Origin of the sequence: Paenibacillus sp. GM2FR, from assembly GCF_002803325.1 — a bacterium.
Taxonomy (GTDB): domain Bacteria; phylum Bacillota; class Bacilli; order Paenibacillales; family Paenibacillaceae; genus Paenibacillus_AQ; species Paenibacillus_AQ lautus.
Genome location: NZ_MKZM01000008.1, coordinates 866,524 through 890,975 on the forward strand (window position 1 = coordinate 866,524; position 24,452 = coordinate 890,975).

Genomic DNA, 24,452 nt, shown 5'->3' on the forward strand with positions numbered 1-24,452 from the left:
AAATGGAAGGAGTTGTATTATTTAAAGAAAAACTGCATTCCAGTCTAATTTGCTGCCATAACTAATATTGGAGGAGAACAATGAGGCGCAAACGAACCAATTCTCGCTTGTTCTATCAATTTCTACTGTCGCATGTACTGATTTTTGCCATACCGTTCATTATACTTAGCGGTGTCGTGTATTATAATGCGGTCGTACGATTCAAAAGTGAAATTGAGGCATCCAATGTATACAAGCTGAACCAGGTCAAGAATACATTCGACTTATTGGCACGCGGTCTGGACAACACCGCTTCAAGGATTTCGATTGATTCCGAACTAACCCCATTCGTAGTGAAGAGCGGGAAATACAAAGAAATTGAAGTTGTGGATGAGCTGGGCAAATATAAGGCAAATAACACGATTGTCGATGAAGTTGCGCTTTATTTTCATGGGGATGAGCGGCTGTATACTTCGTCCGGAATCAACTCATTCGATACATTTGCGAAACGGGTGTACGGATTTAGTGACCTGGACGGGATCCGGCTGGACGAGGAAATGAGCCGTCTTCAGATCCCTGAAATCCGTCGTACCCAAACTACTGTTTCGGGCAGCAGCCAGAAGCAAAACGTGCTGATGTATATGTTCCCGATTCCACGCAATAGCCAATCGCCTTACGGCACGGTTAGCTTCTTCATTCGTGAATCGATGCTGACCGAACTGGTGGGTCCTATTTTAGGAGACTTTTATGGTAGCGTTTACATTTTGGATTCCAAGGACAACATTCTGGCTTCAAGGAGCCGCGAGAATGACCTGACGGAACAGGCTGCCAAACAGTTACTTGTCTCCAAGACCCAGGATGGCATTCACGATGCCAAGCTAGGCGACGAACATTATTCTCTAATGCAGGCTAAATCAAATTTGACGGGTTGGTCTTATGTCATCGTTATGCCAACCGATCAGTTTTTGGGAAGGGTACTGGAAATGCGGACCTTTGTATTACTCATTTGTGCTGCAGTTGTGGCCTTCGGGATTCTGATCGCTGTACTGCTTTCGACTAGGCAATACCGTCCGATCCGGAACATCGCAGACTATGTACGGACTTTACAGGTATGGACGCATGGAAACGATGACAGCCTCCATAATGAACTCGACTTGATACGCGATTCCGTTCAGGCGACGCGCGATCTGATGAAGAGAATCGATGAACAGCGTCCGATTGTGCGGGAGCAGTTTTTCGTCCGACTGATATTAGGTTCGATCAAGGATGAGGAGGAGACAACAGCTTTTTTGTCCAGGGAAAATTTGGCGCTTCCCGGAGAGAACTGCTTTGTGACCGTTATCCCCATGGACGGGAGTGAGTACATATCCACGCAGAACCGGGAAGAGCTGCTGCGGCTGCTGTCCGAGATATCCATGACAGATGCGGTTGGGTATGGAGTAGAACTCATACCAGATCAGTCCATCGCCATCCTGATTAGCACGGGCTGCAACGAATCATGTCTGCGCCAAGTCCAAGAGGAAATTGCAGACGAAATTGCTCGGCTGTTCGAGCATTGCTGCGGATTTCGGCCAACGGTCGGTATGGGCAGCCCAGTATCCGGGCTGATTCATGTGAATCGGTCTTACATTGAAGCTACTGCAGCTATGGAGCAAAGCGGTCGAATTCGCAAAGGGGAGATCGTATATTTCGCTGATATGTCAGAGTGGCAGGAAGGCAGTGAATGGTACCCGATCGAAGAGCAAATCCGCCTTGTGCAAAGCATGAAGCAGGGCAATGATACAGCGGCCAAAACCGCTCTGGCTAACATCATGCATGATTTAGAAGGAAAAGAAGTATCCTTGTTTTACTTCCGCTGCATGAGTTTTGATCTGATCAACACGTTTCTCAGAACGATGAATGAAATGAAACTGGGTATTCCGCAAGAGTATCGCAGCCATTTGGCGGAATTCACGACCTTGAAACAACTGGATGCGGGGATGACCGGACTCATCGACCTCATATGCGATTATGTGCAGGCCAATAAAGAAAGCAAGAACACCGCTATGGGAACAGAGATTTTCCAATATATTGAGCAGCACTACCAGGAATATGACCTGAGTTTGGAGAAAATCGCCGATCACTTCCAGATGTCCATATCCTATTTCAGCCGTTACATGAAGGACCAGACGGGATATACGTTTACCGAATATGTTACCCATCTTCGCATGGAGGAGGTCAAACGGCTGTTAAAGAACAGCGACCTGACGATTAAAGATATTGTTGCCAGTGTTGGCTATTCGGACGTCTCCAATTTCATGCGCAAATTTAAAAATACAGAAGGTATTACGCTTGGACAGTACCGGAAACTGTATTCGTGAGTACAAAGCTATAAATCTTCGTATAGCCTTTCGATAAAACGCGTGCTTCTACTCGAAATCTTCGATTCGAGAGAACGCGCTTTTTTTGTCCATTAGGCTTGGGTCGGGCAGAAGATAAGCCTTGATCAAGAAGGATGTACAGAATTGTAAAGAATCGACAATCCAGAGCAAGAACGACAAATTTACATGGATCCGCCTTGTCGCGGCAGGGAATGTAAAGAGTAACAACCACAGAACAATTTCTACAGATTTACGATTACATATTCGAACAGGTAGCATGGGATTTATTAACTGCGGTTCGCCAGTTCAATTTTGAGAAAGGGGTTGGTTGGGTTATGACAGCCAAGACACTGCATGCTACCAAAAGGGTGGGGCGCGGGCTCAGGAAAAACGGATGGAAGTCGGTTCTCAAAAATTGGGAATTGTATTTATTCGTTCTGCCCACGATGGCCTATTTCATTGTATTTCATTATTTCCCGCTGTATGGCCTGCAGATTGCTTTCAGGGATTATGCCCCCAGTTCGGGGATATGGAACAGCCCTTGGGTGGGTCTGGAGCATTTAAGGCGCTTTTTCGATTCTTATTATTTTTGGGATCTGATCCGGAACACGGTTGGCATCAGCTTGTATGAAATGATCGTCGGGTTTCCGATCCCGATCCTGATCGCGTTAGCGCTCAATGAGCTGAAGAACGGGGCATTCAAGAAGTGGGTGCAGACCGTAACGTATGCACCTCACTTTATATCCGTAGTTGTCATGAGTGGCATGATTATCGCCTTTCTGTCTCCGGGAACCGGTTTAGTCAATTTAGCCATCAAGGCTTTGGGTGGAGAACCTGTACAATTTCTGGGCGAACCGGGCTGGTTCAAATCTGTGTTCGTACTCTCCGGTGTATGGCAAAGTATGGGCTGGGGGACGATTATTTACCTGGCGGCGCTGGCTGGAGTCGATCCCCAGCAGCATGAGGCGGCGATGATCGACGGAGCCACCCGGATGAAGCGCATATGGCATATCAATCTTCCGAGCATCCTGCCTACGATGGTGATCTTGCTCATTCTGAACGTAGGGAGTTTTATGTCCGTCGGGTTTGAAAAAGTATTCCTGCTGCAAAATCCACTGAATCTGGAGTCGTCAGACGTTATCTCCACATACGTATACCGAAGCGGGCTTGTGCAAGGCCAGTTCAGCTTCTCGGCTGCGATTGGCTTGTTTAACTCGGTCATTAATTTCATACTGCTGCTTACCGTTAACCGGATCGCCAAGAGGGTAAACGAGACAAGTCTATGGTAGAGGAGGGTGGAAGACAACCATGAATAGGAAACTCAGATCGGACAGAGTGTTCGAAATCATCAATTTCATATTTTTGTTCTTCATCCTGATCATCGTTTTATACCCGCTCGTATACGTAATCAGCGCCTCGATCAGTGATCCTGTCTATGTGAATCAGGGGACGATGTGGCTTTATCCCAGAGGCATTACGTTTGAAGGGTATCAGCGCGTGTTTCAAAATCCGGAGATTTGGTCCGGTTACTTGAACACGATTTTGTATACGGTTGCAGGAACAGCCATCAACCTGTTGTTTACGATTCCAGGGGCCTATGCGCTCTCCCGCAAAGATTTGAAAGGCCGCGGGATCATGATGGGTTTGATCGTATTCACGATGTTTTTCGGAGGCGGGCTGATTCCATCTTTCCTGCTCGTCAGCTGGCTTGGAATGCTGAACACCGTGTGGGCGCTGCTGATTCCTAATGCAGTTGCAGTTTATAACCTGATTATTTGCCGCACATTTTTTCAATCCAATATTCCGAAAGAGCTCCAGGAATCTGCCGAAATCGATGGCTGCTCCAATACCGTTCTGTTTCTGAAAATCGTGCTTCCGCTCTCTGCTCCAATCATCGCGGTCATGGCCCTTTATTATGGGGTGACCCACTGGAACAGTTACTTTAGTGCCATCATTTACTTGAAGGACCGCAGCTTGTATCCGCTTCAATTAATTTTGCGTGAAATACTCGTACAGAATCAGATGAACGATACGATGCTGATGACCGGAGATGACATGGAAGCGATGGCCAAACAAGCCCGAATTGCCGACATCATCAAGTATGCCGTCATGATCGTATCCAGCTTGCCGATTATCGTCATCTATCCGTTTATGCAGCGCTTTTTCATGAAAGGTGTGCTCATAGGCTCCGTTAAGGGTTAACGGGAAGCCCGGAATTTCACAATGATGAACCATATAAACTCATAGAGAGGGGAAACAAAATTATGAAAACATGGTTAAAAGGGAGTATCTGTATCATTTTAAGCGGCGCAATCCTGTTAGCCGGGTGCAGCTCGGGCAATAAAGCGAATCATGCTGGGAATGAGAGTGGGGGAGAACCGAAAAATTTCAATGCCAGCGGCTACCCGATTGTAGGTGACAAAATCACGTTGACGATGATGGGAGCGAAAGCGGCCATTCACGGGCCTTGGGAGGACATGGTACTTTTTAAGGAAATGGAAGAAATGACAAATATCCATTTTAATTTCAATACGCCTCCAGCAGCTAATTATCAAGAGGCTAAGAATCTTGCTTTCGCAAGCCAGCAATTGCCTGATGTATTTTTCAATGCTGGTCTTACACCTGACGATGAAGTTACATACGGCGGCCAAGGTTATCTGGTTCCGCTGGAAGAATTGATCGAGAAGTACGCGCCGAATTTCAAAAAGCTGATGAATGATAATCCGGATATCAAAAAGTCGATCACCACCGTGGACGGACATATCTACGCCCTCCCGCTCATTATCGACGAGCCGCGCGCGTTTGTTCCGAGCAGACTGTGGCTGAACGGGGACTGGATGGAGAGTTTGGGGATTACGACGGAGCCAACGACTACGGATGAATTGTATGAGCTGCTGAAGCGGTTCAAAAACGAAGACCCCAACAAGAACGGCAAAAATGACGAAATCCCGTTATCCAGCGAGAAACTGGGAGGCTTCCAAAGTGTGCTGCTGCCAGCATTCGGCCTGCTTGGCCGTGAAGTGGAGGTAAAGGACGGGAAGGTCCGCTTCAATCCGGTGCAAGATCAGTACAAGGAATATCTCGCTTACTTGAACAAACTGTTCACAGAGAAGCTGATGGATGGGGAAACCTTTGTACAGACGTCCCAGCAAATGACGGCCAAAGGCAATTCGAACCAAATCGGCGCATTCATCCATTCCTCTCCAGATCTCGTCCTGAAGGTCGACAAACCGGAAGACAATTTAAAGCACCCGATGCTTGGGACGCTGACCAGTCCGGTTAACAGCGAGAAGCTGGCGCTGAAATCATCTAAAATCCGCCGTGGCACATTCGCGATTACGAGTCAGAATAAGTATCCTGAGGCAACGATGCGGTGGGTCGATTATTTGTACTCCTCCGAAGGCAGCAAGCTCGGGATTTACGGAAACAGCATCAAATGGCTGGATGACGCCAAAACGAAGTGGGAGTTCGATTTTCCTGAAGGAATGAACAGTGAGGAATATCGGGCAAAGTTAACCCCGGACTGTGGTGGACAACTGCCATTGATCAAGGAAAGAAAATTTGACGCTATGCGTGACAACGGCAAAGGGCCGGATTACAACAAAATGGTGGACGAGAAGTTGAACCCTTATGCGGTGCCAGCATACCCGGACGTATATTTCAGCAATGAAGAGCAAAAAAGGCTGAATATCATTAAGACGGACATTAAAACCTATGTCGATCAAATGGAAGCGAAGTTTATCGTTGGTCAGGAGCCGCTCACGATGTGGGACGATTATGTGAAGATGATTAACAAGATGGGTCTGGATGAAATGCTGAAGATTTATCAGGATGCTTATGATCGCTGGAACAAGTCGGAATAATCAAGAAGCTTGCTCCAGCAGACAATTGGGAGGGTGCTTTTGACACGCGCTGTGCGCTGCTTCGTCTCGAGGTCACCCGGCAGCAATACGAGGCGGCAAGACGCGTCATTCAGCATGACCAGGATGAAGAGAATCCGATTCACTTTTTTGTGGAAAATACAGGAGGATTTTGGTTTTGTCAAACGATTATTTCCCTGAAATGAGCGGAAATCCTCCGAGAATAGACTTCCATGCGTCCAAATCATCCTCCTAGGTGGACCCCTTCGGTATATCCAGAACCATGATTCATGATTTTATTTCAGGTTAATTTATTTAGTGTCTCGGAAGTATTTCCATACCGGATTGGCTACCATAAGGCTAGTCGAGTGCGATCGGCACCCGTATTATAAAATGACTACCATTCTGGAGGGATAAACATGTTTCACTATACGGTAGAAACGGATAAGTCAGTAGACGATGCCATTGCTGCATTGGAACAAGCGTTGGCCGAAGAGAAGTTCGGTGTGCTGTGGCGATTCAGCATTCAGGACAAATTGAATGAGAAGGGCATCGAGTTTGAACAGAAGTACGAAATACTGGAGGTATGCAATCCGGTTGAGGCGAAAAAAGTGTTGAGCGAGAATGACTTGGCCGGGTATTTCCTGCCTTGTAAAATCGCCGTTTATGAGTTTGAAGAGGGAACGAAGATCGGACTCCCGAGGCCCACGGCGCTTATTGGCATGGTGGAGAATGAATTCTTTGAATCCCTGCGGGGCATTGCCCAGGATGTGGAGAAACGGCTTATCGCTAGTATCGATAACAGCAAATAAATTCTCACATGGCGTGAGTGAAAAAGGACGCCGACACGTTTGTGCTCTGAACGATCAAGTTGATTACATTCATAACATTTTACAGAAGAGGCCACCTTCTAAAGGCTCTGACAGAAGGTGAAGCCTCTTGTGCTCCTATATAAAGGGTTACAACCTGCAGGCTCACATGTTGCTCCGTTTATCAGCAGTATACGGTCATTTCCTGCGGCTTGCATTCGTTGACAGATCACGGGTCTGGTGATATCCTCCAATCAAAGACGGGGTTAATCCGGGATCAAATGAATCAATCCGTATTGTCCCCTTGGCGAGGGAGTAAGCTCTCCCAAGCGGAACGGTTACGGCTGCCATTTCTAAATACCGTAAGCCTGAAGCTCTTCGCATGAAGAGTTTTTTCTTTTATATTACAACGAAAAGAATGTGATGACAGATGTTGGTTCGATTACGAACCCAAATGAACGGTTTGCTTCAACATCATTTAACCGGGGAGTCGATGGACTACCGGCAGATTTTTGCTTTATTTTTCCCGATATTGATCGACCAGGCATTTATCATCGGTTTGAACCTGGTCAATACGGCCATGATCAGTTCGTCGGGCGTATCGGCGGTCAGCGCCGTGAACATGGTGGACTCTCTGAACATTTTCCTCATCAATGTGTTCGTGGCGGTGGCAACCGGGGGCACCGTCGTCGTGGCGCAGTATAAGGGAAGCGGCAACGCGATGATGGTATCCCGGGCTTCTGCGGCCACCGTTACATCGGTGGCCATGATCGCATTAGCGATCGCGCTGCTGATCATTGGGCTTCACCAGCCGGTGCTGAATCTGCTATTCGGCTCAGCGTCACCCGAGGTGCTGGAGAGTGCGCGAGTGTATCTGATCGGAAGCAGTACTTCCTTCATCGGAATTGCCATCGTGCAGGCCGTTTGCGGGGCGCTGAGAGGGATCGGCAAGACCCGCGCATCACTGGCGTTGTCCCTGATTATGAACCTGCTCTACGTTCTGCTGAACATCGTTTTCATCACCCTGCTGAATATGGGCGTTATGGGCATGACGCTGGCGATTAACATCGCCCGTTTTGCCGGTGCGGCCTGTGCGCTCTACTATCTGTTCAGAGTGGATGCCACACTGCATATCCGCCTGCGGGATCTGTTTCATTTTCCGATATCGATGCTGCGCAAAATTATGTTTATCGGGCTTCCGTTCGCAGCCGAGCAGATGTTTTTTAACGGGGGAAAGCTCTTGACCCAAGTGTTTATCGTCAGCCTAGGCACTTACGCCATTGCAACGAACGCGATCGGGTCTTCACTTGCGGCCGTCTTCCAAATTCCAGCCAGCGCGTTGTCCTTAACGATTGTGACCGTCGTCGGTCAATGCATTGGCCGCGGAAATATAGCGGATGCCCGGAAGTTCATCAAATCTTTTTTGTGGCTTGGCGCAATCTCGCTCGCCTTCATGGGTTTGATTTTGATGCCGCTCTACCGGCCGCTGGTCGGGTTGTTTAACCCGCCTCCGGAAATCGTGAACGATCTGTTTGTGGTGCTGTTGATTAACACCCTTGTACAGGTTCCGCTATGGTCGATAAGCTTTATTCTGCCTTCGGCGCTACGTGCGGCGGGCGACTCGCGTTTTACCTCGATCACTTCGATGCTGACCATGTGGCTGTTCCGGGTGATTCTCGGTTATATTATGGGGATCGTTCTGGGCTGGAGCATTCTTGGCGTATGGCTAGCCATGAACTGTGAATGGGGCGTCCGGGGAGCGGTCTTCCTATGGCGCTTCCGCGGCAAGAAATGGTATGCGCACAAGCTGATTTAAGCTATTATCTATTTCATATAAAGAAGAAAAGCCCCGGAATTCCGGGGCTTTTTTGCATGTTGTATTTTTGTTGCAGGCAGCATATCCATCGCTTTCAGAACGATTTAGTTAGGAGCGATTATGATGGCTTGTAAACCGATGCATATGTTTTCCAGCCGCCGTCCAGGTTCTTCACCCGGAATCCATGCTCGGCCAAAATACGCGCCGCCAAATATCCGCGCAGCCCAACCTGGCAAGTCACGTACACCGTTTCATTCTCCGGCAATTCCTTCAGCCGGCTGCGCAGATCGTTAAGCGGAATGTTAATGGAACCGTGGATATAACCTGCGTCCCTTTCTTTAGGTTCACGGACGTCGATCAAGGCGGCGCCGTTTTCAACGAGGTCGTCGATTTCATGCCATTGTACCGTTTCAACCAAGCCATCCAGGATGTTGGTAGCAACATATCCGGCATAGTTTACCGGGTCTTTGGCGGAGGAATAAGGGGGCGCGTAAGAGAGCTCCAGTTCCGTCAAGTCCCAAACGCTCAGATTCCCCTTGATCGCTGTAGCAATGACATCGATCCGTTTATCCACGCCATCTGCTCCAATCGCTTGCGCCCCATAGATTTGACCTGTTTCCGGGTGGAATAACAGCTTCAAGGAGATGGGATACGCCCCGGGGTAGTACCCTGCATGCGACGAGGGGTGAATATGGATAGCTTGATAAGGTGCACTTACCTGCTTGAGACGTTTTTCATTGATACCCGTAGCCGCGACCGTCAGCTCAAAGACCTTGGCAATCGACGAACCGAGCGTACCCTTGTAGCTGTTGTTTTTACCATAGATATGATCTGCAACAAGTCGGCCCTGCCGGTTGGCAGGCCCTGCGAGCGGAATAAAGGCCTGGCTCTGAAGGACGAAATCCTTCACTTCGATTGCATCGCCGATCGCATAAATGTTCGGGTCAGAGGTCTGCATAAATTCGTTAACTTGAATCCCGCCGCGGTCGCTGACGGGAAGTCCAGCATCTGACGCCAGCACACTCTCGGGCCGAACGCCTATCGAAAGCAAGGTCATCTCGGTTGATATACGTTTGCCGCTGGAAAGCTCAATTTGTTGGCCGCCGTCATGAAACTCTTGTACACCGTCCTCAAGAATCAAGCGGACTCCTTTTTCCTGAAGATGCGACTGGACGATCGCGGCCATTTCGTAATCGAGCGGAGCCATTACCTGGTTCGCCCTTTCGATGACTGTCACCTGAACGCCGCGATCCGCCAGATTCTCGGCCATTTCCAGCCCGATAAACCCGCCCCCGACAATAACGGCTTCCTTCGGCTGGGCTTCATCCACGAACTGCTTGATCCGGTCTGTATCTGGGATATTCCGCAATGTGAATACGTTACGGTCTTCGGACAAGCCGGGAATATCCGGCACCACTGGCTTTGCGCCGGGTGACAGGATCAGATAATCATAACTCTCGGTGTAGGTTTCGCCAGTATTAAGGTTTTTAATCGTAACCATGTTCTCATCACGCAGTATGGACGTAACTTCGCTAAGATTCCGAATATCCAGCCCGTAGCGGCTGCTAAGGCCGGGCACGGTCTGCACCATAAGCTTATTGCGGTCCTTTATAGATTCTCCTATATAGTAGGGGAGACCGCAATTTGCAAACGAAATATATTCCCCGCGTTCCACTACAATAATGGTAGAGCTCTCATCCAATCTCCGCAGCCTGGCAGCTGCGGAGGCCCCACCGGCCACACCGCCGACAATGATGATTTTTTTGCCCATCGTATATTCCTCCCTGAATTTGGAGCGTATTATGAATTGATTATTTTATACCCTATGGGGTATTATAACATGTATCAGCACCGAATGGTGTGACAAATATCAGACACGACATGTGTACAGATAGGAGGGGTTCGAGATGGATTACGATGATCAAATGAAGAATCGGGTAAAACGGATTGAAGGTCAGCTGCGCGGCATTCTGAAGATGATGGAGGAGAACAAAGATTGCAAGGAGGTCATAACCCAGCTGTCGGCCACTCGGTCGGCTATAGATCGGACGATTGGCGTTGTAGTCAGCTCCAATCTTGTCGAATGTGTACAGAAAGCCGAAGAGAGCGGGCAGGATACAGAGAAGCTGGTGATCGAAGCGGTAAATTTGCTCGTTAGAAGCAGATAATTGAAGGGATGGTTCCTACACCCTGCTCCAGAATGGGAATATGAACAAGATTGACATGATATTCGACATCGTTTAACATACCCCTATGGGTATACAAAATAATCGTCCATTAAATCGAAGGAGGAATATTATCATGAACGCGGATAAAGTATTGGATGCGAAGGGCTTGGCATGTCCCATGCCGATCGTGAAAACAAAAAAAGAAATAAAAGAGATGGAACCGGGTGAGGTCCTTGAGATTCATACGACGGATCAAGGCGCAAAGAGCGATCTGACGGCATGGGCCAAATCGACAGGCCATGAATTGCTGGACTATCAGGAGGAAGGCGACGTACAGAAATTTTGGATTAGGAAGGGATAATTTTTTTGAATTACAATATACCCGTATGGGTATGTGTGATGTCTGATCCAAGAACGGAATTTCATTATTTTTTTACAGGGGGAGATCTTAACGTGACGGAAACAAAAAAGACAACGATCGTATTATTCAGCGGCGATTATGACAAAGCTATGGCTGCTTATATCATCGCGAACGGTGCTGCGGCATACGACCATGAGGTGACGATATTCCACACCTTTTGGGGATTGAATGCCCTGCGCAAGGACGAAGACGTGCTGCTGCCCAAGAAGAAGAGTTTCATGGAAAAAATGTTCGGGAAAATGATGCCGCGTGGGTCCAATAAGATGGGACTTTCCAAAATGAATTTTGCCGGCATGGGTCCCAAAATGATAAAGGATGTGATCAAGAAACACAATGCCGTACCGCTTCCGCAGCTGATCGAGCTGGCGAAGGAGCAGGATGTGAAACTGGTTGCTTGCACCATGACGATGGACCTTCTCGGTCTGCAAAAAGAAGAGCTGTTTGAAGATATTGAATATGCGGGGGTGGCAGGTTATTTGGGCGATGCCCAGGATGGCAATGTCAACTTGTTTATATAACGAAAACAGTGGCGACGAATGCGTGCATAAAGAGAGGGAATAAAGATGGAGCTACTCAATATCATGTTCATTGCACTTATGATTCTGTTTATCGTATGGAGAATTCTCCCGGCCAAAGGAGTCAGACAGATTACCGCGGCACAGCTGAAGCATGAGCTGAAGGACGTCAACGCAAACAAACAGTTCATCGATGTCCGGACGACGGGAGAATTCAAGGGAAATCACATTCGGGGTTTTCGCAATATTCCGCTGGACCAGCTCTTATTGAGCAGCGAGTCGCTCTCAAGAGAGAAGGAAGTCGTATTGATCTGCCAGAGTGGTATGCGAAGCAATAAAGCCAGCAAATCTTTGAGGAAGTCAGGTTTTAAGAAGGTGACCAATGTCAAAGGCGGCATGAGTGCCTGGTCCTAAATTTGTAAGAGGGAGTTGTTTATCAGCATGAGAGAGATTTCTCCAAAAACAGTTGAGCAGAAGCTGAATGATGGGGTTATTATGAATATTATCGATGTGCGAGAAACGGAAGAAGTCACAGAAGGGAAAATTCCAGGCGCCGTCAACATTCCGCTCGGTTTGCTTGAATTTCGCAAGCAGGAGCTTGATCGGTCAAAAGAATATGTAATGGTATGCCGTTCCGGTGGCCGCAGCGGCCGGGCAGCGCAATATTTGGAGAGTCAAGGCTATCGAGTCGTCAACATGACGGGGGGCATGCTCGAATGGGAAGGCACAACAGAGTAATCAGGTTTCCTTGAAAAAAAATGGGTGTGTTTGGCCCCCTTTTTTTTGAAATGAAATATACCCGTTGGGGTATATGATGACCCGACAAACAAAACAATGGAGGTTCGATGTGATATGACGACAATGGATTCGAATGTAAAGCTGGACGCGAAAGGGCTGGCATGCCCGATGCCCATCGTCCGTACGAAAAAAGTAATGAAGGATCTTGAAGCCGGTCAAGTGCTGGAGGTTGAGGCGACCGACAAAGGGTCGAAGGCCGATATGAAGGCGTGGGCGGAAAGCACAGGACACCAATATCTCGGAACGGTTGAAGAGGGGGAGGTGCTGAAGCATTATCTGCGCAAATCTTCCGGCGAAGAAACGGCGGAACGGACCTATCCGCATGTAGCGTCTAACGTACAGCTGGAGGAAAAGCTGCGGTCCGGTGTCTCCATCGTTGTTCTGGATGTGAGGGAAGCGGCGGAGTTTGCCTTTACGCATATTCCGAATGCGGTATCCATTCCGCTTGGCGAACTGGATAAGCGTATGGGTGAGCTGAGCCGGGAAGACGAAATTTACGTTATTTGCCGTACCGGAACCCGCAGTGACATGGCTGCGCAAAAGCTTACAGCTAACGGCTTTACCGGTATTGTGAACGTTGTGCCTGGCATGAGCGATTGGAGCGGTCCAAGGGAAGGGCTTGATTCATGAACCTGAATAAAAAGCATGCTGGACAATGGATTCCAAGACAATAAAAAATGAAGGTTGAAGATCTGGAAATCATGACTGAACTTACGAGGGAGGAATTACAACATGACAGTAAGAGAAATGCAAGCGGAAGAGGTAGCCATGAAGGTGATTCGCAAAGAGGGTCTGTTCATACTGGACGTGCGGAATGCTACGGATTTCGAGGATTGGAAGATTGAAGGCGAACGAATCCAGCATTTGAATATCCCTTACTTTGATTTAATTGACGGAGTGGAAGATATTTTGGATCGGCTCCCCAAGGGGCAAGAAGTGCTCGTCGTGTGCGCCAAGGAAGGCTCGTCGGTGATGGTAGCCGAGATGCTGACCGAGCACGGCCGAAATGTTGCGTACTTGAAAGGCGGAATGAAAGCCTGGAGTGAACACCTTGTATCACTGAAAGTCGGCAACTTGGCAGACGGCGGCGCGCTTTATCAGTTCGTTCGAATAGGAAAAGGCTGCTTGTCTTATATGGCGGTATCGAACGGGGAAGCAGCATTGTTTGACCCAACCCGCATGACGGAGGTTTATCTTGAATTTGCTAACCGCTTGGATGCGGAAATCAAACATGTGTTGGATACCCATCTGCATGCGGACCATATATCCGGCGGTCGAACGATTGCCGAGCAGACAGGAGCCACATACTGGCTTCCGCCAAAGGATGCCAGCGAGGTTGTGTTTAAGTACGAACCGCTGAAGAACGGCGGCGAAGTGGCGATTGGGGGCAGCACAATCCGCATTGAAGCGCTCCATTCCCCGGGCCATACCATCGGGTCTACATCGTTTGTCATTGACGATCAATACCTGCTGACAGGCGATATTCTGTTTATCGATTCCATTGGCCGCCCGGACCTGGCAGGTCTTGCAGAGGATTGGGTTAGCGATTTGCGAGAGACGCTATATGCCCGCTATACCCATCTCTCAGAGGATCTGGTCGTGCTGCCGGCTCATTTCATGATCATGGACGAACTGAATGAGGACGGAACGGTCGCGAAGAAACTGGGAGAACTGTACCGGGAGAACCATGGCCTGAACATAGCGGACGAAGTGGAATTTCGAACGATGGTTACGAAAAATTTACCTCCACAGCCAAACAGCTATCAGGAAATCCGTCAAACGAATATGGGGAAATTGAATCCTGACACGGAGCGTCAGCGTGAGATGGAGATTGGGCCGAACCGCTGCGCAGTGCGTTAATGATATGATCATCCGATGCTAAGCGGTGGAACTAATCATTATAAAGTGCTCAATTGCAGAGGTCGAAAACAAGCTTGGTGATGGATATGAACGGATTGAGATAGATAAAAAGTGAACCAAGGGAACCCGAACAGGTTCCCTTTTCTAAAGAAGTAAGGGGGCAGCACGAATGGAACTCAATATAACCTTTATCATCACGATATTTTTAATCGGATTCATTGGCTCATATATTTCAGGCATGGTTGGCATTGGCGGATCGATTATCAAATACCCGATGCTGCTGTACATTCCGCCGCTCTTCGGTCTTGCGGCTTTCACGGCGCATGAAGTGTCTGGCATCAGTGCCGTACAGGTATTCTTTGCTACCATCGGCGGCGTGTGGGCGTACCGCAAAGGCGGATATCTGAATAAAACGCTCATCATCTATATGGGTTCAGCTATTCTGCTTGGCAGCTTCATCGGTGGCTTCGGCTCAAAAATGATGAGCGAGAGCGGCATAAATCTCATCTACGGAATATTGGCGCTTATCGCCGCCGTTATGATGTTCATCCCAAACAAAGGGGTGGACGATATCCCGCTGGATCAGGTCAAATTCAACAAATGGCTGGCTGCCGGGCTGGCGCTTTTGGTCGGAATTGGAGCGGGTATCGTCGGAGCGGCAGGGGCTTTTCTGCTCGTTCCGATCATGCTGGTTGTGTTGAAAATTCCGACCCGGATGACCATTGCAACCTCGCTTGCGATCACCTTCATCTCATCCATCGGTTCGACGGTGGGCAAGCTGACCACTGGCCAGGTGGACTATATCCCCGCTCTTATCATGGTTGCCGCCAGTCTGATCGCTTCCCCTCTAGGTGCGGCGGCAGGCAAGAAGATGAACACAAAGGTCTTGCAGATCATATTGGCTGTCTTGATCCTGGCAACGGCCATCAAAATTTGGCTGGACATTCTATGATATGATGGCGGGCTCCGCCAAAGCAGTATGGTTATTCCTGAAGTTCGTACAATATCATCGATGCGGCAGGAATGGTAAGATGGGGTTAGCTTTCGTGTCTACAGGGTTACATTGATTTCAAAAGAGAGAGGTGCTCAAACGATGAATCCATGGAATGAACGGTTTCAGGGAGATGAATACGTATTTGGAACGGACCCGAATGTATTTATAGCCGACATGCATAAGAAATTAAGCTTAACGGGCGACGCACTGGCAATCGCGGAGGGAGAAGGACGGAATGCGGTGTTCCTGGCCCGGGAAGGGATGAACGTAACCGTATGGGATTACGCGGAATCCGGTCTTAGCAAAGCCCATCGACTGGCGGAAGCCAGCGGTGTTGAGATTCGTACCGAGCTTGTGGATCTGCACGATGCGCAGTGGAAGCAGGATCAATGGGATGAGGTTATATGCGTGTTTGGACATTTTCCCAAGGAATTGAGAACGAGGACTTTAGCGGGCGTGAAGGCAGCGGTGAAGCCTGGAGGATATTTCCTCACTGAAGTGTACTCCCCGTACCAGATTCCTTATCGCAGCGGGGGGCCGCAAGATCAGCAGTTTTTGTACGCCCCTGGGGATTTCCTCGAAACTTTTGCGGATTGGCGGATTGTCCATTTTTTCATGGGTGAGGTCGTCAGGCAGGAAGGGCAGGGGCATCAAGGCTTGTCTCATGTCATTCAGTTTGCAGGCCAGAAGCCGCCAACAACGGTATGACAACCAGAGAGGATTAGGTGAAGAGCTTGGATACATCGGACCGATCGCCCTGCTGCACATAGTCGGAGGGTGACAGACCGGTGTATTTTTTAAACATGCGATAAAAATAGGACGTGTCATAATAACCCAGATAGTGGGCGATATGAGCGATCGTCATGTCCGAATGAAGCAGCAGGCTGCACGCTTCCAGCACGCGCAGCTGGTGCATATACCGAATCGGTGAATGACCATACACCTCCTTGAAGAGGGCGGTGGCATAATTCGGGGAACGATGAATTAACTTTGCGAGTTTATCGATTTCGATCGGTTCGCGGTAGTGCTCCAACAGATACGATTTGATGGTATCCGCATAGTTTCTTTTGCTTGGTGGCAGCTCGGTCTTCTCGAGTTCACGGGCCAGCATGCCTATCAGCTCCTGCATGATGCCTTGACAGATCATGGCGCGGTAGCTTTTGCCGCCCCGCATTTCCTCGAATAAGCGCTCACAGCGACGGTAGGCATATTGAATATGCGCGAGATTGAATTTAAGGCATCGTCCCTCATCCAGAAACGGGATGCCTGTGGATTCATGCGGATCCATCGTAAAGAGAATGGTGTATTTCTGATGAGGGACGCCATTCCAGTTGCCGCCGCTCCGCCTTGTCGATCGCGGGATGAAGAGCACGTCTTCTTTTTCGGCAATGATCTCCTCCCCGTTGATTTCATACCTCACTTTACCTTCTCTTACCACAACAAGGACGTTGTAATCAATCGTCTCAAGCTGAGTCCGCCAGTTCGGAATATCATCATCAAAATTTACGCTCATCAGCTGGATCACATGAAAACACCTCGCAGTGATTTTATACCTATAGCCTAGCATATTCATGCTTTCAATGAGTAGGGGGTTGTTAGTTTTTATGCTCCTACTTATTAAAATCGTAGTAGAATCGTACAACAAATTAACGAAATGTACATCGACTCCGGACAGAGCATTGGCCTATAATTTCAGTCAACTGCAGTCGTTTTGTAAACGCTGACATATATCCAGGGTAAGTGGATTTAGACGAGGAAGGAAGCGATGAGGATATGAGAGTATTATTGCTGGATTTGGATTCGACCAGACCGGATCACTTAGGATGCTACGGATATCACCGGAATACGTCGCCGAACATTGACCGGATAGCGGCGGAAGGCGTGCGTTTTGACAATTATTATACCTCGGACGCTCCATGTTTTCCTTCAAGAACCGCGCTGATGACCGGCAAATTTGGCATTCATAACGGCGTCGTAGGCCATGGGGGCTCTGCAGCCGATGTGCGGCATGAAGGCATTACGCGGGATTTCCGCGATAAACTCGCTTCGGAGAGTTTTCCCGCTATATTCCGCCGGGCCGGCATGAAAACCGCGTTGATCAGTCCGTTCGGAGAACGGCATTCCGCCTGGACCTTCTATGCGGGCTTCAATGAAATGTATAATACAGGTAAGGGCGGCTTGGAGTCGGCAGAAGAAGTATCTCCAGTCGTGCTGGATTGGCTGGATCGTAACGCCGATGAAGATAACTGGATGCTCTATGTGAACTTCTGGGATCCGCATACACCTTATCGGGCACCGCAGTCGCTGGGAAACCCGTTCGAGGATGATCCTCTCCCGGATTGGATTACCGAAGAGGTGCTTCAGGAGCATCAGAAGAAGGTCGGCCCGCATGGGGTGAATGAAATTAACATGTATAATAGTGAAGTATCTCCCGATTTTCCGCGTCATCCCGGAGAGATTCGGACGATGGAGGATTTGCGGACGATGGTGGACGGCTATGATTGCGGCATTCGGCATATGGACGAGCACATCGGCGCCATCTTTAAATTGCTGGAGAACAAGGGAGTGATGGAGGATCTGATCGTCATCATTACCGCGGATCATGGTGAGAACATGGGCGAGCTTGGGATTTATGGTGAGCATGGCACAGCGGATCAGGGAACCTGCCGCATTCCGATGATTATTCGGGGGCCTGGCATCATGAAGGGAGTAACGGATCGCGAGCTCCACTATCATCTGGATCTTCTGCCTACGATGGCGGAATATTTGAACCTTGCACCGGCACGAAGCTGGGATGGCATCAGTTATGCGGAGAGCTTGCGAAGCGGGAAAGGCAGCGGCAGGGAGTATCTGGTGGTCTCTCAATGCGCCCATGTGTGTCAGCGAAGCGTTCGATTTGGAGAATGGCTCTACATTCGAACGTATCACGACGGCTATCATCTGTTCGACAAAGAAATGCTGTTCCACATCACCGAGGACGTTCATGAACAGCACAATCAGGCCTCTGAAAGGCCGGATCTTTGCAGGGAAGCCGTCTACCTGCTGAATGAGTGGCATGATCATATGATGTCAACGATGCCGTTTGACGTAGATCCATTGTGGACGGTCATGAAGGAGGGGGGACCTTACCATGCCAAAGGTCATCTGCCCCGGTATATCGAGCGTTTGAAGAACACGGGCCGAGGTGAAGCGATTCCGGAATTGATGCGTCGCCATCCTCGGGAGTTCGTGTAATAATAATTATAGCAAGGTGAAGCAGGATAACCGCTCCGATAGTGGTTGTCCTGTTCTCCGTATCAAGCATAGGAGGAACTTAGCATGGGAGAACAACATTCTTGCTGCGCCGGCTCCCGAGCGAACGTGCAGTTAGCGGAAACCGGTCAGAAGGAGCAGCTTGGCAATATTAGAGAAGATGAGGATCATGAACAGTCGCTTTCTGATCTCCATCCCGACATGGTCATGCTGCCTGGAGGGACGTTTACGATGGGCACGAATTCGCAAGAAGGCTTTCCGCGTGACGGCGAGGGGCCGGCTCGCAGCGTAACCGTTTCCGGATTTGAAATCTCACCGTATGCCGTTACGAATGAACAGTTTCAACGCTTTGTGGAAGCAACCGGCTATGTTACGGAAGCGGAGCATTTCGGATGGTCGTTTGTATTTGAACTGCTGGCTTCGGAGGAGACAAAGGCAAGAGTCGCACAAGTTCCGCAAGAAGTGCCCTGGTGGCTGGTGGTCGAAGGTGCATATTGGGCAGCACCCGAGGGAGCGGATTCGAGCATCGAAGACCGGATGGACCATCCGGTCGTACATATATCATGGAACGATGCCATGGCATACGGCCATTGGGCAGGCGTGAGGCTTCCTACGGAAGCGGAATGGGAGTATGCGGCTCGCGGCGGCGGTTTGGAGGGCAGGACCTATCCATGGGGCGATCTGCTGAAGCAGGACGGAGAACATCGATGCAACATATGGCAGGGTAAATTTCCGGTCAAAAATAACGCCAGCGACGGTTATATCGGAACCGCGCCGGTGGATGCCTATAAACCGAATGGTTACGGACTGTATAACATGTCCGGCAACGTATGGGAATGGTGCGGAGATTGGTTCAGCCCGTCTTATCATCAACAAACCTCTGATGTAAATCCGTTCTTCGCGGAGCCAAGCGGCAGAAGGTCGATGCGCGGCGGTTCGTACCTGTGCCACAGATCCTACTGCAACCGGTACCGAGTCGCGGCACGCAGCGGGAATACGCCCGACAGTTCGACGGGCAATTGCGGTTTCCGTGTTGTGAGGGACACGAAGGAAATGCCTTCAGTTGTTCTGTAATCATTACGAAACCCGAAAAAACACGATCAAAAATGCATATAAAAGAATTATAATGATAATAAACACTTGAAAAACGGAATAAAAATGAATATAATCGAGGTGGTAAAGTGGGAAATTAATGAATATTCAGGAGGGAAGATGTATGGTGCAAGATCAATCAGGAATGTTCGCCGAGGAACGTCGTCAGAAAATTCTTGCTTTGCTGCATCAAGATAAGCGGGTGATTGCCAAGGACTTGGCCGAACGGTTTGAAATATCGATTGATTCGATTCGCCGGGATCTGACGATCATGGAGGAACAAGGCTTACTTCAGAAAACGCACGGAGGCGCCATTCCATCCATGAAAGTCAGACAACCGCCCCCGGTCCCGGAACAGCGGTATGGTGAAGGCTCTCCGGAAGGGAACGCCATTGCTCAATTAGCCGTTTCATACGTCCGAGAAAAAGATACGTTATTCATTGGCAGCAGTTCGCTTACCTATTTACTGCTGAAGCATCTTCCGGAGCAAACGCCCTTGACGATCGTGACCAACTGCATGCGTGTAGCAGAAGCTCTGCGCGAGCGCGAATGGATTGATACCTATTTGATTGGCGGGCGGGTGAAGCCTTCCGGAAATATTACGGACGTGCTGGCTAACGAATTTATTCGTCAATTTAAATTTGATATCAGTTTCGTTAGCGGAGGCGGTATTTCCGATGAGGGAATATTCGTGGCTACTCCTGAAGTTGCCGCTTTTGGTCGCGCGGTCTCTGCCGTATCCCGCCGCAGAATTGGCATGGCAACGCATCGGATCCTCGGACAGGATGGCTTTGCCAGAGCCGGCTCCGTCGAAGATCTGGATGTGTTAATTACCGATCAAAAGGCGGATCAGGAGGTTATGGACCGGATTCAGGAGCTTGGCGTAAAGGTTATTGTGGCGAAAACGGAAGAAGTTGCACAGAAATGACGCTCTATTTGATATAACTGAAGATTTAAAGGGGTAAGAGAGGTAAAATCATGATTCAGCATCTTCTGCAAGTCTACTGGCCAGAGTGGAACGGTGAACGGGTTAAAGGTCCGACGGGCTGGAATAATACGACCCACTTTATTCATAACGAACAACGCCGCTCGGTCATGCGTATTTACAATACACATCGAGATAAGGCAAGAATCGAATTCGAGTTTGCGGTTCTGGACTCGCTGCAGCAGGTGCCGCTGAGTTTTAAGATTCCGGCTCCTCTTCCTTCCGCGTCTGGCGATAAGATGGTTCGGGTTCAGGATGGGAGTGATCGTTACGCCTGCCTATTTGCATATATTGAAGGAGTGCGTCCGGAAGAAGGCAGCACTCAAGCAGCGTATTCCTTCGGGGAGAAGACGGGGGAACTGGTAAATGCCCTTGCGGTTTGTTCAATCGGAATGGAGCCGGTGTACCCACCTTATTTCGAGCTGCTCCAGTCTTATCCTGCATGCAGCGAAGCGTTCATTCTAGATTTTTGCAAGCAGCCGCCAATGGAGTTTAAGGATCAAATCGAGGCACTTCATATACTAAAAGAAGCATACGCCGATATATGCAGCAGGCTTGAATCTCTAAAAAATCTGCCGCAGCAGCTGGTGCATGGTGATTTGAACCTTTCGAACCTGCTGGTAGACGCAGAGCACCCCAATACGGTCACCGCTTTGCTTGATTTTGAATTTTGCACACGGGATGTAAGAGCGATGGAGCCTGCGGTCGTCATCTCGGGATTTTTGGGAATCGCGGACGAGAGGAAGGCCATAAAGCAGTTTTGCGAAGGATTTGCCAGCCGCGTTCGGCTGAACGCAGAGGAGATTGCCGCAATTCCGGTTCTCATGCGCTTGCGTATGGTTGATGTATTTCTGCATTTTTTGAGCCGCTATCGGGAAGGGACCGATGAGTCTCAAGTGTTAAGGGAACAGGTGGATATGCTAGCTGCCGGATTTAAGCGGATGGAATCCAGCCAGAAGTGGCTGGATGATATGTTGTTTCAGTATTTGATGTAAGAAATGGGTGCTGTATCAGAAAAGCCCGGCTCTCTAAGAGACCGGGCTTTTCTGATGTTTTATGGTGGACAGGTTAACCATAAATTGGGGAGTGAGAGTTTCTAATCACGGTTATTTTTTCAGCAGATTAATATGGTCCAGCTCTGTGCTGCTGTTAAAGATGAACTCCAATTTGTAATCTCCCCGGTTGTAAGTGAGCTTGGTTTGCTTGACTTTTCCGGTTTTGAAAGTGGTTGTGGCGTCCGGTGCAAACCAGTTCTGCTTCAGCATTTTCATGGTGATGCCGCCGATGTTCGTCTGCCGCTCCACGTTCGTGCCAAAATAACGCATCTCGCGGATTTTGTTCAGTTTATAGGAAAAGGCGTAGCCTGGATTCCCCATGTTGGCCCCGTACACATCGAAGGCGTCGGCATGCTTGCCTGCCACGGAAGGCTCGCCAATGGCTTTATAAACATCCTGCTTTGTGCTTTTACCGATCGTTAAACCGCTGACGGCACCAGGAAATTGTCCCTTTAATGCGGGTTTATAGAAGCTGTTGAGCGTCTTGAGCGCGTGCTCCGCAGCATAATCGCCGGCATTGGCCGCCGTAGCCGCTTCTGCTTGCTGCAGCGGAAAAACAGCATGATTTACACCGATTGCACTTACGCCGAAAACTCCTGCCATGGTCAAGGCGACGATTGCTTTTTTTGCTGGTTGTTTCAAGTTCATGTTGCATCCTCTCCTTTGTAACAACTAATTACCACCTGCGCTGTGCATCAAACAAGTGTGTCATCCTTATCTTCTTATGATAGTGGAAGCTTAACGACATTGGGTTACGATTCTATGAAGATGAAATATCAGATTTGATACCCCGACCGGATCGAGTTCTGTCCCCCATGAATGTTTCGTCAGGTGAAATGGGGTAATGATACATAAGGTGATATGAATTATTGGAAAAATCGTGTAATCTATATAGAATCGACTTTTTCAGGAGGAATTATGGAAACCGAATCATTACTCAAGGTGGAGCAGCTTGCTCTCAAAAAACACAAAATCTTCAAGCAAAGCCATCTTCGTTACATCGCCCGCTCCATGCTCGCCAGCATGTTTATCGGCTTTGGCGTCATTGTTGCTTTTAAGACAGGCAACTTCTTTTATCTGGAGCATTCCCCCCTGACTTACCCGATGGCCGCCCTTACGTTTGGCGCGGCGATCATTCTGATCGCGTATGGGGGAGGGGACTTGTTTACGGGGAACACGTTCTACTACACGTATGCCGCTCTGCGCAAGAAACTAAGATGGCTGGAGGTCGTCAAGCTGTGGGTCTTCAGCTACGCGGGGAATATCTTGGGGGCGTGCACGTTTGCGCTGCTGATTTTCTTGACCGGACTTTTCATGGATTCATCCGTGAACGGTTTTTTGCTCGATGTGGTTGAGCACAAAATGACCACTCCGACGGTGCAGCTGTTTTTCAGGGCAATTCTGTGCAACTGGCTTGTATGCCTAGCCTTTTTCATCCCGATGTCACTGAAGGGCGACGGCGCCAAAATGTTTGCCATGATGCTGTTTGTATTCTGTTTCTTCATTTCCGGATATGAACACAGCGTTGCGAATATGTGCACCTTTGCTATTGCGCTCGTACTGAATCATCCCGGCACGATTTCATTGGAGGGCGTACTGCATAACCTGATCCCGGTAACGATTGGCAATTTGATTGGCGGCGTGCTGCTGATGGGTTTTATGTATTATTTTGTGAACAAACCTTTTCTGGATGCGAAGGAATCCCCGGAAGAATGAAACTTAGAGAGGTTTAAGCAGAACCCCTAACGCAAGTGGTTAGTTTTTAATAATGAGTACACCCGCGTATCGTGTGCCACGCCGTTTTGATATATATATTGGCGAAGGATACCTTCCGCTTCAAAACCGAGTTTGGTCAGCAGGGCGTGGGAAGCCTGGTTCTCAAGAAAAACAACGGCACCGATGCGGGTCAAGCCAAGCACTTGAAAACCATATGGGATCACGGCGGAGGCAGCTTCGATTGCATAACCTTGCCCCCAGAATTCTGGATGTATTTCATATCCGATCTCGGCCCTCTTATGCCGCGGGGACCATACGTTATACCCGATGGTGCCGATGAGACCCTGCGTATCTTTCCTTTCGATGCCCCAACGAATCCCGCGTTTCTCCGCGTAGTTGGTAGCGAAAAGCTCAACCATGTGGATAGCCTGCTCGGGGGTGGTCAGTGTGTCTTGTCCGTAATAGCGAGTCACCTCATCATTCGAGAAGCAGCTATAGATGGCCCCGGCATCCTGATGCTGGATTTCCCGCAGCTTTAATCGTTTGGTCTCTAGTATTGGAAACATGTTCTTCCTCCCAAAAAGATATAGTATTCATTATATTGAGATTTATCTAGGAAGAGAAGAGGGCTCCTGACAGGGGGCTCTTATTTCGCGTTTGTATAAGAAATGATTTGAGAAAATGTATTGTTTGATCACATGGAGTGAGATACAATGTTCCTGAACGAAATGAGAATGATTATTATAATCAGTGTAAATGAAAGAAACTCTTT

26 protein-coding genes are annotated in these 24,452 nt (G+C 48.9%); 20 read left to right on the plus strand and 6 right to left on the minus strand.

The annotated features are described in order from the left end of the window. The first annotated feature begins 80 nt into the window (after nucleotides 1-80). The 4 genes from PAEVO_RS04200 to PAEVO_RS04215 all read left to right on the plus strand — a co-directional run bounded on the left by PAEVO_RS04200 (nucleotide 81) and on the right by PAEVO_RS04215 (nucleotide 6,202). Nucleotides 81-2,339 (plus strand): helix-turn-helix domain-containing protein, encoded by a 2,259-nt coding sequence (locus PAEVO_RS04200; RefSeq protein ID WP_100536405.1) that lies wholly within the window; start codon nucleotides 81-83, stop codon nucleotides 2,337-2,339. Between the two features lie 335 nt (nucleotides 2,340-2,674). After that, nucleotides 2,675-3,628: an ABC transporter permease gene (locus PAEVO_RS04205; protein WP_100536406.1), complete on the plus strand. Its 954-nt coding sequence runs from the start codon at nucleotides 2,675-2,677 to the stop codon at nucleotides 3,626-3,628. A gap of 19 nt (nucleotides 3,629-3,647) precedes the next feature. Continuing rightward, nucleotides 3,648-4,541 carry a carbohydrate ABC transporter permease gene (locus PAEVO_RS04210; RefSeq protein WP_100536407.1) on the plus strand — a complete coding sequence of 298 codons (894 nt, stop codon included), beginning with the start codon at nucleotides 3,648-3,650 and terminating at the stop codon, nucleotides 4,539-4,541. 62 nt (nucleotides 4,542-4,603) lie between these two features. After that, nucleotides 4,604-6,202, plus strand: a complete 1,599-nt coding sequence (locus tag PAEVO_RS04215) for an extracellular solute-binding protein (RefSeq protein ID WP_100536408.1) — start codon at nucleotides 4,604-4,606, stop codon at nucleotides 6,200-6,202. On the opposite strand, the gene PAEVO_RS33415 is transcribed toward PAEVO_RS04215, so the two are convergent. Then, nucleotides 6,175-6,384 (minus strand): hypothetical protein, encoded by a 210-nt coding sequence (locus PAEVO_RS33415; protein WP_133120297.1) that lies wholly within the window; start codon nucleotides 6,382-6,384, stop codon nucleotides 6,175-6,177. The two genes, PAEVO_RS04215 and PAEVO_RS33415, sit on opposite strands and share 28 nt — an antisense overlap. A 234-nt stretch (nucleotides 6,385-6,618) precedes the next feature. Here PAEVO_RS33415 and PAEVO_RS04220 point away from each other — a divergent pair, with 234 nt between their 5' ends. Next, nucleotides 6,619-7,011, plus strand: a complete 393-nt coding sequence (locus PAEVO_RS04220; protein ID WP_100536409.1) for a DUF302 domain-containing protein — start codon at nucleotides 6,619-6,621, stop codon at nucleotides 7,009-7,011. A 195-nt stretch (nucleotides 7,012-7,206) separates the two neighbouring features. On the opposite strand, the gene PAEVO_RS33665 is transcribed toward PAEVO_RS04220, so the two are convergent. Then, on the minus strand, nucleotides 7,207-7,359 hold the full coding sequence (locus tag PAEVO_RS33665) for a hypothetical protein (RefSeq protein WP_165789606.1): 153 nt from the start codon (nucleotides 7,357-7,359) through the stop codon (nucleotides 7,207-7,209). Between the two features lie 79 nt (nucleotides 7,360-7,438). On the opposite strand from PAEVO_RS33665, the gene PAEVO_RS04225 reads away from it, so the two are divergent. Further along, entirely contained in the window at nucleotides 7,439-8,824 is a 1,386-nt protein-coding gene (locus PAEVO_RS04225; RefSeq protein WP_100536410.1) for an MATE family efflux transporter, read from the plus strand. 118 nt (nucleotides 8,825-8,942) lie between these two features. On the opposite strand, the gene PAEVO_RS04230 is transcribed toward PAEVO_RS04225, so the two are convergent. Next, entirely contained in the window at nucleotides 8,943-10,595 is a 1,653-nt protein-coding gene (locus PAEVO_RS04230) for a CoA-disulfide reductase (RefSeq protein WP_100536411.1), read from the minus strand. Nucleotides 10,596-10,731: 136 nt separating this feature from the next. Between PAEVO_RS04230 and PAEVO_RS04235 the strand changes: the two genes are divergently transcribed. The 9 genes from PAEVO_RS04235 to PAEVO_RS04275 all read left to right on the plus strand — a co-directional run bounded on the left by PAEVO_RS04235 (nucleotide 10,732) and on the right by PAEVO_RS04275 (nucleotide 16,288). Further along, entirely contained in the window at nucleotides 10,732-10,992 is a 261-nt protein-coding gene (locus PAEVO_RS04235) for a metal-sensitive transcriptional regulator (protein WP_100536412.1), read from the plus strand. Nucleotides 10,993-11,125: 133 nt separating this feature from the next. Further along, nucleotides 11,126-11,353, plus strand: a complete 228-nt coding sequence (locus tag PAEVO_RS04240; protein ID WP_100536413.1) for a sulfurtransferase TusA family protein — start codon at nucleotides 11,126-11,128, stop codon at nucleotides 11,351-11,353. Nucleotides 11,354-11,445: 92 nt separating this feature from the next. Next, nucleotides 11,446-11,931 carry a DsrE/DsrF/DrsH-like family protein gene (locus PAEVO_RS04245; RefSeq protein WP_100536414.1) on the plus strand — a complete coding sequence of 162 codons (486 nt, stop codon included), beginning with the start codon at nucleotides 11,446-11,448 and terminating at the stop codon, nucleotides 11,929-11,931. Nucleotides 11,932-11,976: 45 nt separating this feature from the next. Then, nucleotides 11,977-12,342, plus strand: coding sequence for a rhodanese-like domain-containing protein (locus PAEVO_RS04250; protein ID WP_100536415.1), 366 nt, complete (start codon nucleotides 11,977-11,979; stop codon nucleotides 12,340-12,342). Nucleotides 12,343-12,369: 27 nt separating this feature from the next. Next, nucleotides 12,370-12,666 carry a rhodanese-like domain-containing protein gene (locus PAEVO_RS04255; protein ID WP_100536416.1) on the plus strand — a complete coding sequence of 99 codons (297 nt, stop codon included), beginning with the start codon at nucleotides 12,370-12,372 and terminating at the stop codon, nucleotides 12,664-12,666. 114 nt (nucleotides 12,667-12,780) lie between these two features. Continuing rightward, complete coding sequence (locus PAEVO_RS04260) at nucleotides 12,781-13,356, plus strand: sulfurtransferase TusA family protein (protein ID WP_100536417.1); 576 nt, start codon at nucleotides 12,781-12,783, stop codon at nucleotides 13,354-13,356. Nucleotides 13,357-13,458: 102 nt separating this feature from the next. Continuing rightward, the gene (locus tag PAEVO_RS04265; RefSeq protein WP_100536418.1) at nucleotides 13,459-14,586 is read left to right on the plus strand and encodes an MBL fold metallo-hydrolase; all 1,128 of its coding nucleotides are present in this window, start codon (nucleotides 13,459-13,461) and stop codon (nucleotides 14,584-14,586) included. 169 nt (nucleotides 14,587-14,755) lie between these two features. After that, nucleotides 14,756-15,538, plus strand: coding sequence for a sulfite exporter TauE/SafE family protein (locus PAEVO_RS04270; protein WP_100536419.1), 783 nt, complete (start codon nucleotides 14,756-14,758; stop codon nucleotides 15,536-15,538). Nucleotides 15,539-15,679: 141 nt separating this feature from the next. Further along, complete coding sequence (locus PAEVO_RS04275; protein ID WP_100536420.1) at nucleotides 15,680-16,288, plus strand: class I SAM-dependent methyltransferase; 609 nt, start codon at nucleotides 15,680-15,682, stop codon at nucleotides 16,286-16,288. 13 nt (nucleotides 16,289-16,301) lie between these two features. Here PAEVO_RS04275 and PAEVO_RS04280 read toward each other — a convergent pair whose 3' ends face one another. Beyond that, nucleotides 16,302-17,105, minus strand: coding sequence for a helix-turn-helix domain-containing protein (locus PAEVO_RS04280; RefSeq protein ID WP_100536421.1), 804 nt, complete (start codon nucleotides 17,103-17,105; stop codon nucleotides 16,302-16,304). Between the two features lie 248 nt (nucleotides 17,106-17,353). On the opposite strand from PAEVO_RS04280, the gene PAEVO_RS04285 reads away from it, so the two are divergent. From PAEVO_RS04285 to PAEVO_RS04300, 4 genes are all read left to right on the plus strand, one after another. Next, a complete protein-coding gene (locus PAEVO_RS04285; RefSeq protein ID WP_100536422.1) occupies nucleotides 17,354-18,814 on the plus strand; it encodes a sulfatase family protein in 1,461 nt (486 codons plus the stop codon). Between the two features lie 84 nt (nucleotides 18,815-18,898). Next, nucleotides 18,899-19,906, plus strand: a complete 1,008-nt coding sequence (locus PAEVO_RS04290) for a formylglycine-generating enzyme family protein (RefSeq protein ID WP_100536423.1) — start codon at nucleotides 18,899-18,901, stop codon at nucleotides 19,904-19,906. A gap of 163 nt (nucleotides 19,907-20,069) precedes the next feature. Beyond that, nucleotides 20,070-20,852, plus strand: a complete 783-nt coding sequence (locus PAEVO_RS04295) for a DeoR/GlpR family DNA-binding transcription regulator (protein ID WP_165789700.1) — start codon at nucleotides 20,070-20,072, stop codon at nucleotides 20,850-20,852. A 50-nt stretch (nucleotides 20,853-20,902) separates the two neighbouring features. Continuing rightward, nucleotides 20,903-21,904, plus strand: a complete 1,002-nt coding sequence (locus PAEVO_RS04300; protein ID WP_100536425.1) for a phosphotransferase — start codon at nucleotides 20,903-20,905, stop codon at nucleotides 21,902-21,904. Nucleotides 21,905-22,015: 111 nt separating this feature from the next. Here PAEVO_RS04300 and PAEVO_RS04305 read toward each other — a convergent pair whose 3' ends face one another. Next, the gene (locus PAEVO_RS04305; RefSeq protein WP_100536426.1) at nucleotides 22,016-22,612 is read right to left on the minus strand and encodes a YjgB family protein; all 597 of its coding nucleotides are present in this window, start codon (nucleotides 22,610-22,612) and stop codon (nucleotides 22,016-22,018) included. 270 nt (nucleotides 22,613-22,882) lie between these two features. On the opposite strand from PAEVO_RS04305, the gene PAEVO_RS04310 reads away from it, so the two are divergent. Further along, nucleotides 22,883-23,680 (plus strand): formate/nitrite transporter family protein, encoded by a 798-nt coding sequence (locus tag PAEVO_RS04310; RefSeq protein ID WP_100536427.1) that lies wholly within the window; start codon nucleotides 22,883-22,885, stop codon nucleotides 23,678-23,680. A gap of 26 nt (nucleotides 23,681-23,706) precedes the next feature. On the opposite strand, the gene PAEVO_RS04315 is transcribed toward PAEVO_RS04310, so the two are convergent. Next, a complete protein-coding gene (locus tag PAEVO_RS04315; RefSeq protein ID WP_100536428.1) occupies nucleotides 23,707-24,246 on the minus strand; it encodes a GNAT family N-acetyltransferase in 540 nt (179 codons plus the stop codon). Nucleotides 24,247-24,452: the final 206 nt, after the last annotated feature.